Raw genomic sequence first — 9,518 nt, 5'->3', positions numbered from 1 at the left:
GATCAGGGCGCCGACGAGCTGACTTTTCTCGATATCACCGCCAGCTCCGACGAGCGCGATCTGATCCTGCATGTGATCGAAGCGGTGGCCGATCAGGTCTTTATTCCGCTGACCGTGGGAGGCGGCGTGCGTAAAGTCGATGATATCCGCCGCCTGCTCAATGCCGGTGCCGATAAGGTCGGTATCAATACTGCGGCCATCACCAATCCGGACCTGGTGCGCGAGGCAGCCGCACGTTTCGGTTGTCAGGCCATTGTGGTGGCGGTGGATGCCAAGGCGGTGAATGCCGACAACAGCCGCTGGGAAATCTTCACCCACGGCGGACGGCGGGCTACCGGCATCGATGCGGTCGAGTGGGCCGTCAAAATGGCCGACTATGGCGCCGGTGAAATATTGCTGACCAGCATGGACCGCGACGGCACCAAGGCCGGCTTCAATCTGGCGCTCACGCGTGCGGTCGCGGATGCGGTGTCGGTGCCGGTGATCGCCTCTGGCGGCGTCGGCAATCTGCAGCATCTGGTCGACGGGGTCACACAAGGCAAGGCGGATGCGGTGCTGGCTGCCAGTATCTTCCACTTCGGCGAATACACCGTGCGTCAGGCTAAAGAAGCCATGCGCGAGGCGGGGATAGAGGTGAGGTTGTAAGTGCGGTAGCGATGCGGGATCGGGGAGCCGGGATTCGGGAACCGATGTGTTGCCGTGATTTTGGCTCATCCAGAATACTGAGTCCTGAGTCCCGAGAGCTAAAGGAAAACCATGAACAACAGCCCGTGGCTGGATGAAGTGAAGTGGGATGGCAACGGTCTGGTGACCGCCATCGCCCAGGATGAAAAGACCCAGCGCGTGCTGATGGTCGCGTGGATGAACCGTGAGGCCCTGCAGCTGACGGCCGACAGCGGTATCGCTCACTACTACAGCCGCTCGCGGCAGAAATTGTGGAAAAAAGGTGAGGAGTCCGGCCATTTGCAGCGCGTGCAGGAACTCAGGCTGGATTGCGACGGAGATGTGGTGGTGTTGCAGATCGAGCAGGCCGGCGGTATCGCCTGCCACACCGGGCGCGCCTCCTGTTTTTACCGGCGCTTCGAGCAGGGTGCCTGGGTGAGTGTGGATGAGGTATTGAAGGACCCTGCGGCCATTTATGGGGCGGGAAACTGAACGGTAGTTTGATCCGGCGCAAGGCTAGGGTTTTTCCTTATCAAGTTTTCGTAAATTTGCAATAAAATCGACTTATACTTTGGCCGATTCTTCTTGAGGGCAGTCTGATGATCAACACCGAGATACTCAGTCATCTGGCTGATACGCTGGAAGCGCGGCGCGAAGCCGCGGCCGGGTCGTCCTATGTGGCGTCCCTGTTCAAGCAGGGCGAGGATGCAATCCTGAAAAAAGTGGCCGAGGAAAGCGCCGAGGTGCTGCTGGCCGCCAAGGATGGCGACCGTCTGCATCTGGTGCGTGAAATGGCGGATCTGTGGTTTCACAGCATGGTGCTGCTGGCCCATCACGGCCTGCGCCCCGAAGACGTGCTGATGGAGCTCAAGCGGCGCGAGGGCATCTCGGGCCTGGATGAAAAGCTGGCACGCAAGCCGCAACCATAAACCCCGGGAGTCATGCAGTGAGCGATTGCCTGTTTTGCAAGATTGTGGCGGGAGAGATTCCGTCGAACAAGGTGTACGAAGACGAAGACTTCCTCGCTTTTCACGATATCCGCCCGATTGCGCCGGTGCATTTTTTGATCATTCCCAAGCTGCACGTTGCCAGCCTGGCGCAGTGCGATGCATCGCATCAGGCTTTGCTGGGCCGCATGCTGCTGCTGGCACCGCAACTGGCTGCCGAGCAGGGCATGGCCGACGGCTTCAAGTGCGGGATCAACACCGGCGTGGGTGGCGGGCAGGAAGTGTTCCATCTGCACCTGCACGTATTCGGCCACAAGGCCTGAGCATATTTAATCTGCACGCCTGCCAGCGTGGCGGCGTGCCATTCATCTTTTAAGGTAGAGTCATTATGGGTTCCTTCAGCATCTGGCATTGGTTGATCGTTCTGGTGGTTGTCGTACTGGTTTTCGGCACCAAGAAACTGCGTAATGCGGGTGGAGATCTGGGCAGTGCGGTCAAGGCATTCAAGGACGGTATGAAAGATGGCGACGACAAGGCCAAGGCACCGGAAGCCGGCCGCGTGATTGATGCCGACTCCGATACCGACAAGAAATAAGCGCGGCTAGCCGTGTTTGAAATCAGCTTTGGCGAAATCATCCTGATCAGCGTGGTGGCGCTGGTGATACTGGGTCCCGAACGCCTGCCGACCGTGGCGCGCACGCTAGGTGCGCTAATCGGGCGCGCGCAGCGCTTTGTGTCCAGTGTGAAGGCCGATGTGCAGCAGCAGGCGGCGGATAGCGGCCTGCTAGGTATCTCGCAGGACATCCGTGGCGCGGCCGACAGCTTCCATTCGCAGATGCAGGAGCAGGTGGACGAGGTCAAGAACGTGGTCGCCGAGCAGCAGAGCGCGCTGCATGAGGTGGCCAGCAGTGCCGCCGCGCCATTTGACGAGGCCCGCCGCAGCCTGCAGCCGGATGTGGCACTCGCACCCGCCGCCGATACCGATCCGCATGAGCTGATTGCCGCCGCACACCGCGATGATGCAGATGACACACTGCCGCTGGTCAACGATAAGCAGCTTGACCTGTTTGATCCTCCCGCGTCGGCGCCAGCCGACAAACCCTCAGCATAACGAGCATCAATGACTGAACAGCCGTTGCTTGCGCACCTGATCGAGTTGAGAAACCGACTGGTGCGCGCCGCAGCCGGCATCGTGATCGTATTTATCGCCCTGTTCCACTGGGCGGGGGATATTTATCACCTGCTGGCCAAACCGATGATGGACGTGCTGCCTGCCGGTGCGCAGATGATAGCCACCGATGTGACCGCGCCGTTTTTTGTGCCGGTCAAGGTCACCATGCTGGTTGCCTTCCTGATTTCCCTGCCCAATACCCTGTATCAGGTCTGGGCTTTTATCGCGCCCGGTCTGTACCAGCACGAGAAAAAACTGATTGTGCCGCTGGTGGTCTCCAGCGTGCTGCTGTTTTTTATCGGCATGGCTTTCGCCTACTATCTGGTATTTCCGGTGGTGTTCGGCTTTATGAGCGCGGTGACGCCGACCGGCGTCGCCATGATGACCGATATCGATAAATATCTGTCTTTTGTACTGGGCATGTTTGTCGCCTTCGGCGTGACGTTCGAAGTGCCGGTGGTGGTGATTGTGCTGACGCGTATGGGCATTGTCAGCGTGGAACAGCTGCGTCAGGGCCGGCCTTATGTGATTGTCGGCGCTTTTGTGATCGCCGCCATTGTCACGCCGCCGGACGTACTGTCGCAGATCATGCTGGCGGTGCCGCTATGGCTGCTATACGAGTGTGGCATCCTGCTGTCGGTATTTCTGGGCAAGGCGCCAGACACTGGCAGCAAGGAGCCGACATGAAGCAGGGCTGGTTTCACTGGGGTGCCATTGTCAGCCTGATCGCGCTGATCCTGCTTAATCTGGGCTGGGAGCTGTGGTGGGCGCCGCTGCGCGAGGGTGGCTCGTGGCTGGTGCTCAAGGCTGCGCTCTTGCTGCTGCCGCTGCCCGGCATCCTCAAGGGGCGGGTCTATACCTATCAGTGGTCGTGCATGTTCATCCTCGCCTTCTTTGGCGAAGGGGTGATGCGCGGCTGGGGCGATAGCGGTCTGAGCCAGCAACTGGCCTGGGGCGAAATCGCGCTGACCACGATCTACTTTGTTTCGGTTTTGATGTTTATCCGCACTGGCCGCCCGGCTGCTGCACACGCTACGCTTTAATCCCGCCAGGCTGCTTGCGGCCTGGTTTTGTTCCCCCCTGTTCCGCCTCATTATCCGTGCCGACTTCTGGCTTGCCGTGCGTCGTCATGGCTGGCATCTGTTGCGCCAGAAATAACAAAGTCATTAAAAAGCCACGGCAAGAAATTTATTTGGGTTATTATTATGTGAAACTATAGTTAACGCATAAAACTCTATATGAGCATGAGTAGTATCTCGGCTCAGAGGTCACCATGGCTTATCACGGCTCATCTTCTTCCAGCGATAGTGGCGGCTTTAGCCAGCAGGCTATCCACCTCGATCCTCTTCTTGATTGCCTGTTTTCCCTGGCGCGCGGCTTTGGCCTGAATGCGACGCGCGAGTCGCTGCTGGCTGGCATTCCGCTGGCCGATAACCGTTTGTCGCCCTCGATGTTTGCCCGCTCGGCGCGGCGCATAGGCCTGGCGGCACGGGTGGTGCGCCAGCCGCTGGCCAGCCTGCGCAGCGAACTGTTGCCCGCGGTGTTGTTGCTGGAGAACAACGATGCCTGCATTTTGCGTAGTGTCGATGGCGAAAAGGTGGCCGTCAGCTATGCCGAGTTGCCGGATGCAGTGGTCGAGCTGTCGCTGGCCGAGCTGGAGGCGCGTTATGCCGGCATCGGCATTTTGGTGAAGCCGCGGTTCCAGTACGAAAAACGCGCGCCCGAGTTGGCGCAGATCCGCTCGCGCCACTGGTTCTGGCAGACGGTACTGGCCAGCTGGCCCTTGTATCGCGACGCCTTGATGGCGGCCTTTCTGATCAATGTGTTTGCGCTGGTCTTCCCGCTGATCTCGATGAATGTGTACGACCGCGTGGTGCCGAATATGGCGACCGACACCTTGTGGGTGCTGGCCATCGGTGGCGCGCTGGTGCTGGTTTTCGATTTTCTGCTCAAGCTGTCGCGTGGCTATCTGGTCGATCTGGCCAGCAAGCGCGTCGATGTCACCTTGTCGGCGCTGATTATGGAGCGGGTGCTGGGCATTCGTATGGAGGCGCGCCCGGCATCGGTCGGCGCCTTTGCCGCCAACCTCAGGGCCTTCGAGACCATACGTGATTTCATCGCCTCGGCCTCCATCACCGCGCTGATCGATCTGCCGTTTTTGCTGGTCTTCATTCTGGTGATTATGTGGATCTCGCCGATGATGGCTATTCCGGTGGTGCTGGGTACCGTGGCCATGCTGCTGTTTACCCTGCTGGTGCAGGGCAAGATGCAGGAAATGGCGGAAACCACCTTGCGCGCGGCCTCGCAGCGCAACGCGCATCTGGTGGAAAGTCTGTCCAATCTGGAGACGGTCAAGGTGCTGGCGGCCGAGGGCGAATTGCAAGGACGCTGGGAGCAATCGACGCTGTTTCTGGCGCAAGTCGGCTCGCGCCTCAAGCTGCTGGCCTCGTCCACGCAGAACTTTGCCGGTCTGATCCAGCAGCTGGTTTCGGTCGGCATGCTGGTGATGGGGGTGTACCAGATCATGGCCGGCAGCGTATCCATGGGCGGCGTGATCGCGGCGGTGATGCTGTCCGGCCGTGCCATGGCCCCACTGGGGCAGGTGGTGGGGCTGATGACGCAATACCACAATGCCAAGACGTCGCTGGCTTCGCTTGATGGCTTTATGAAAATGCCGGTCGAGCGCGAGAAGGATGCCAGCTTCTTCCATCGCACCCACTTCAAGGGTGAAATCGAGTTCAAGAACGTCAGCTTCAGCTACCCGGCCAACCCGATGGTGGCGTTGCGGGATGTCTCGTTCAGTATCCGCGAGGGCGAGCGGGTGGCCATCATCGGCCGCGTAGGCTCCGGCAAGAGCACGCTGCAAAAGCTGATTCTGGGGCTATTCCAGCCGGGCGAAGGCGCCATTCGCGTCGACGGCATCGATATCAAGCAGATAGACCCGGCCGAATTGCGGCGCAATATCGGCTATGTGCCGCAGGACGCGGTGCTGTTTTACGGCAGCATGCGCCAGAATATCGCCATGGGCTCGCCGCATGCCTACGACGCCAGCGTCGCTGCCGCCGCCGAGCAGGCCGGGCTGACCGGCTTTATCAACAGCCACCCGCAGGGCTTCGACATGCTGATCGGCGAACGTGGCGAATCGCTGTCCGGCGGGCAGAGAAAATCGGTCGCCATCGCGCGGGCGCTATTGAATGCTCCGCCCATCCTGCTGCTGGATGAGCCGACCAGCAATATGGACCACACCTCGGAGTCGCAGATACGCGAAACCCTGAAGAGCATTTTGCCGGGCAAGACGCTGATTCTGGTCACCCACAACAACAGCCTGCTGGATCTGGTCGACCGCCTGATCGTGATCGACCAAGGGCGCATCGTGGCCGATGGCCCCAAGGCGCAGGTGGTGGAAGCCTTGCAGCAGGGTCAAGTCGGGAGGGCCGCGTAATGGACTGGAAAACACGTTTCAAAGTCTGGAGCGAACGCGGGCAGAATAAGACCGCGCCCTACTGGGACAGGCTGATGGACTGGGCGGCGGCCAAGGATATCGCCGACCGCAACGATTTTGCCGCCGATGCCGACTGGGCCATTCTCGAGCAGCAGCCGCAGCGTCCGCGCCTGTTTATCTGGCTGATGGCCGCGGTGTTTGTGGTGGCCATTTTGTGGGCTGCTTTGTCCAAGGTGGACGAAGTCTCGCGCGGCGAGGGCAAGGTGGTGGCCTCGGGCCAGAACCAGCACTTGCAAAGCCTGGATGGCGGCGTGGTGTCGGCGATTATGGTGAAAGAAGGCCAGATCGTGAACAAGGGCGACTTGCTGCTCAAGGTCGACAACACCCGCTTCGTGTCTTCGCTGCGCGAAAACCAGGCGCAATACCTGTCGCAGCTGGCCAAGTCGGCGCGGCTCAAGGCTATTGCCTCCGGCCAGCCTTTTGTGATGCCGGACGAAGTGAGCCAGCGTGCCCCCGATATCGCGCGTCAGGAGCTGGAACTTTACAACTCGCGCCGGATGGAGCTGGATGCCAATGTCTCGATTGCGCGCCAGCAACTGGCACAGCGCACCCAGGAGCTGAATGAGGCGCGTGCGCGGCGCGAGCAGGCGGCACAGGGCTTCGAGCTGACCAACCGCGAGCTGAGCGTCACCCGTCCGCTCAAGGCAACCGGCGCGGTCTCCGATGTCGACCTGCTGCGTCTGGAGCGCGATGTGTCGCGCTATCGTGGCGAGCGTGATATGGCTGGCGCGCAGATTCCGCGCATTCAGGCAGCGATCAGCGAGGCGCAGCGCAAGATACAGGAAGTGGAACTGGCGTTCCGCAATCAGGCCAGCATCGAACTATCGGAAACCATGGGCAAGATGGGCAGCCTGTCCGAAGGCAGTGTCGGGCTGGAAGACAAGGTCAAACTGTCCGAAATCCGCAGCCCGGTGCATGGCGAGGTCAAGCGTCTGTATACCAATACCGTGGGTGGCGTGGTACAGCCGGGTAAGGACATCGTCGAAATCGTGCCGCTGAATGAATCGCTGCTGCTGGAGACGCGCATCACGCCGCGCGATATCGCTTTCCTGCGACCCGGCCAGCGCGCCGTGGTGCGCTACACCGCCTACGACTTCACCATCTATGGCGGCATGGAAGGCGTGCTCGAAGGCATCGGTGCCGATACCATTACCGATGAAAAAGGCAATGCCTTCTATATCGTCAAGGTGCGCACCAAGGGCTCGCGTCTGGGCGAGGCCAAGCTGCCGATTATTCCGGGCATGGTGGCGCAGGTCGACATCATGACCGGCAAGAAATCCATCCTGTCCTATATGCTCAAGCCGGTGCTGCGCGCCAAGGCCGAAGCATTAAGCGAGCGTTAAACCATGACCATCCTGCTGCTGACATTAAGTGAAGCGCTGGCCGATAGCTGGCGCACGGCACTGGGGCGCGAACGCTGCTGGCGCGTCGCTGACGCGGCCACGCTGGCAGGTGCGCTGCAAGGCGAACAGCTGGTGCTGGTCGATCTGGCGCTGCCCGGTATCGAGGCGGCGAACTGGCCTGCCTTGTGCCGTCAGGGCCGCGTGATTGCCATGAGCTCCGACCCGGACAACCGCGAAGGGCTGCGCTGGCTGCAACAGGGCGCGGCCGGTTATGCCCACGCCTATTCCACCGCCGATTTGCTGCAGCAGATTGTCAGCACAGTCGAGACCGGCTCCAGCTGGGTCGGGCGTGATCTGCTGGCGCTTTTGTGCGGCCAGCTGGGCAGCCAGTTGCCGGACTCGGGGCAGGAAGCCTGGCGCGAGCGGGTGACGGCGCGCGAAGCCGAAGTCATCGCCGCTCTCAAGCGCGGCATGGCCAACAAGGACATCGCGCGCGAACTCGATATTGCCGAACGTACGGTCAAGGCTCACCTCAGCAGCCTGTTCCATAAATTCGGCGTCGACGACCGCCTGCAACTGCTGCTCAAACTGGCCTGAATAAGTTTGGTGCGCCCTGTAGGAGCGGCTTTAGCCGCGATGCCTGTAGGCGCTTCAGTCGCGATACCTTTCTAATCTAATCCCGGGATCAGGAACCCGGGATTTTCAATCCCGTCCCGTTTCCCTGTCTCCGTTTAACCACATTGCCCTTCAGTACAATATCCACGCCATACGTAAGCTTATAGCCTGACAACATCAGCATATTGTCACTCGGGGTTTATCATGGCGAATCAGGCACAGGGTCAGGTTGTTTCCATTCAGGGCGTGGTCAAGGCGATTGCCGCCGACGGCAGCAGCCGTCTGCTCAAGGCCGGTGACATCATCCTTTCCGGCGAGCGTATCGAACTGGCGCAGGGCGCCGCATTGGCCTTCTCCCGCCCCGATGGCCAACTGGTCAATCTCGATGGCGGCCGCACCGTGCTGCTGGCCGAAGAAACCCTGCTACCCAATGCCGTCGACGCCAGCGAAGCCCGCGTCGCCCCCATCAGTGCCGAAGCCGAGCGCGTGATCGCCGCGCTGAACAATAACGAAGACCCGCTGAATGTGCTGGAAGAAACCGCCGCCGGCCTGAGCGGCGGTGGCGCCAACAACGGCGGCTTCGGCTTTGTGCGCCTGGATCGCGTGGTCGAAACCCTCAATTCGCTGAGTCTTGAATCCCGCAACATCGAAACCCGCGACATTCCGCAGATTGAAGGTGCGGCTGCGAATAATGCCGAGCCTGAGGCCGTGCTGCCTCCCGATACGACCGCGCCGACCATTAGCGTCGAAGCACCGGACAACAGTAACGACAATACACCTACTATCACCGGAAAAACCGACGCTGCACCAGGCAGCACCGTCACCCTCGTGGTCACCGATGCCAAGGGCAATCAGCAGACGCTGATCACCACCGTGAAACCGGACGGTAGCTACAGCGTGGATGTGAAAGACCCATTGTCGGAAGGTGGCTACAAAGCCGAGGCAAGCGTGAAGGATCCTGCTGGCAACACCGGCAAGGGTAGCGATGCAGGTAGCGTTGACGTTACCGCGCCGACGATCTCCGTCGAAGCGCCGGACAACAGCAAGGACACCACGCCGACCATCACCGGAAAAACCGACGCTGCACCAGGCAGCACCGTCACCCTCGTGGTCACCGATGCCAAGGGCAATCAGCAGACGCTGATCACCACCGTGAAACCGGACGGTAGCTACAGCGTGGATGTGAAAGACCCATTGTCGGAAGGTGGCTACAAAGCCGAGGCAAGCGTGAAGGATCCTGCTGGCAACACCGGCAAGGGTAGCGATGCAGGTAGCGT

At 60.5% G+C, this 9,518-nt stretch carries 12 protein-coding genes; all 12 read left to right on the top strand.

The features are described from left to right. Positions 1-645 (top strand): imidazole glycerol phosphate synthase subunit HisF (gene hisF / locus EGI20_RS14530; RefSeq protein WP_498632346.1); only part of this gene is annotated, 645 nt, incomplete at its 5' end. A 111-nt stretch (positions 646-756) separates the two neighbouring features. Continuing rightward, positions 757-1,155, top strand: a complete 399-nt coding sequence (gene hisI, locus EGI20_RS14525; protein WP_498632345.1) for a phosphoribosyl-AMP cyclohydrolase — start codon at positions 757-759, stop codon at positions 1,153-1,155. Between the two features lie 107 nt (positions 1,156-1,262). After that, complete coding sequence (locus EGI20_RS14520) at positions 1,263-1,592, top strand: phosphoribosyl-ATP diphosphatase (protein WP_220789313.1); 330 nt, start codon at positions 1,263-1,265, stop codon at positions 1,590-1,592. 17 nt (positions 1,593-1,609) lie between these two features. After that, positions 1,610-1,933, top strand: a complete 324-nt coding sequence (locus tag EGI20_RS14515) for a histidine triad nucleotide-binding protein (protein WP_498632343.1) — start codon at positions 1,610-1,612, stop codon at positions 1,931-1,933. Positions 1,934-1,998: 65 nt separating this feature from the next. Beyond that, on the top strand, positions 1,999-2,205 hold the full coding sequence (tatA, locus tag EGI20_RS14510) for a Sec-independent protein translocase subunit TatA (protein WP_498632341.1): 207 nt from the start codon (positions 1,999-2,001) through the stop codon (positions 2,203-2,205). Between the two features lie 12 nt (positions 2,206-2,217). Next, positions 2,218-2,721 carry a Sec-independent protein translocase subunit TatA/TatB gene (locus EGI20_RS14505; protein WP_498632339.1) on the top strand — a complete coding sequence of 168 codons (504 nt, stop codon included), beginning with the start codon at positions 2,218-2,220 and terminating at the stop codon, positions 2,719-2,721. Between the two features lie 9 nt (positions 2,722-2,730). Beyond that, positions 2,731-3,468 carry a twin-arginine translocase subunit TatC gene (gene tatC / locus EGI20_RS14500; protein ID WP_124736694.1) on the top strand — a complete coding sequence of 246 codons (738 nt, stop codon included), beginning with the start codon at positions 2,731-2,733 and terminating at the stop codon, positions 3,466-3,468. Continuing rightward, entirely contained in the window at positions 3,465-3,824 is a 360-nt protein-coding gene (locus EGI20_RS14495) for a DUF2069 domain-containing protein (RefSeq protein WP_124736693.1), read from the top strand. Before tatC ends, EGI20_RS14495 begins: the two co-directional genes overlap by 4 nt. Before the next feature lie 230 nt (positions 3,825-4,054). Continuing rightward, positions 4,055-6,223: a type I secretion system permease/ATPase gene (locus EGI20_RS14490; protein ID WP_498632337.1), complete on the top strand. Its 2,169-nt coding sequence runs from the start codon at positions 4,055-4,057 to the stop codon at positions 6,221-6,223. After that, a complete protein-coding gene (locus EGI20_RS14485) occupies positions 6,223-7,626 on the top strand; it encodes an HlyD family type I secretion periplasmic adaptor subunit (protein ID WP_498632336.1) in 1,404 nt (467 codons plus the stop codon). Before EGI20_RS14490 ends, EGI20_RS14485 begins: the two co-directional genes overlap by 1 nt. 3 nt (positions 7,627-7,629) lie before the next feature. Next, the gene (locus EGI20_RS14480) at positions 7,630-8,223 is read left to right on the top strand and encodes a response regulator transcription factor (protein WP_498632335.1); all 594 of its coding nucleotides are present in this window, start codon (positions 7,630-7,632) and stop codon (positions 8,221-8,223) included. Between the two features lie 222 nt (positions 8,224-8,445). Beyond that, a partial coding sequence (locus tag EGI20_RS14475) for a retention module-containing protein (RefSeq protein WP_498632333.1) occupies positions 8,446-9,518 on the top strand: 1,073 nt, incomplete at its 3' end.

It is taken from the genome of Aquitalea sp. S1-19 (genome assembly GCF_024343515.1).
The sequence above is the reverse complement of the archived record's forward strand: the minus strand, read 5'-3'. Positions and strand labels throughout refer to the sequence as shown.

Excerpts from the sequence above, each read along its gene's own strand:
- EGI20_RS14495 (WP_124736693.1), top strand. The coding sequence starts at position 3,465 with ATGAAGCAGGGCTGGTTTCACTGGGGTGCCATTGTCAGCCTGATCGCG.
- hisI (WP_498632345.1), top strand. The coding sequence starts at position 757 with ATGAACAACAGCCCGTGGCTGGATGAAGTGAAGTGGGATGGCAACGGT.
- tatA (WP_498632341.1), top strand. The coding sequence starts at position 1,999 with ATGGGTTCCTTCAGCATCTGGCATTGGTTGATCGTTCTGGTGGTTGTC.
- EGI20_RS14480 (WP_498632335.1), top strand. The coding sequence starts at position 7,630 with ATGACCATCCTGCTGCTGACATTAAGTGAAGCGCTGGCCGATAGCTGG.
- EGI20_RS14520 (WP_220789313.1), top strand. The coding sequence starts at position 1,263 with ATGATCAACACCGAGATACTCAGTCATCTGGCTGATACGCTGGAAGCG.
- tatC (WP_124736694.1), top strand. The coding sequence starts at position 2,731 with ATGACTGAACAGCCGTTGCTTGCGCACCTGATCGAGTTGAGAAACCGA.
- EGI20_RS14485 (WP_498632336.1), top strand. The coding sequence starts at position 6,223 with ATGGACTGGAAAACACGTTTCAAAGTCTGGAGCGAACGCGGGCAGAAT.
- EGI20_RS14490 (WP_498632337.1), top strand. The coding sequence starts at position 4,055 with ATGGCTTATCACGGCTCATCTTCTTCCAGCGATAGTGGCGGCTTTAGC.